The following is a 386-nucleotide window of genomic DNA, read 5'->3' as shown; positions in this document are numbered from 1 at the left end:
TAATTATGAAATTAGTAATAAATGCTTTGTATGNNNNTTCTAAATGAGATAAAATATTTTGAAATTTCNNCTCTGCATTATTAAAATCTTTTCTTACTTCATTATAAATACTATTAACTTTTTCTATTCCTTCTTCTAGATATCTTACATCTTGTTCAGAAATATTTTTTCTTGCTTCTTTTAATTCTCTTTCTACTTCTAATAAATCTTTTTCTACATTGGCTGCANATGATTTAGCTGCATAATGAAAGCCTTTTNNNNAAGAAACTGCAGCTCTTCCAAAGAAAAATAAAGCTATTAATAAAAGTATCAATAAAATAAATCCATAAAGATTAATATAAAAATGGTATGGCAAANCCTATTGCTATTGCAGAAAATACACTTAA

It is taken from the genome of Candidatus Nanopusillus massiliensis (assembly GCF_920984865.1).
The sequence above is the reverse complement of the archived record's forward strand: the minus strand, read 5'-3'. Positions refer to the sequence as shown.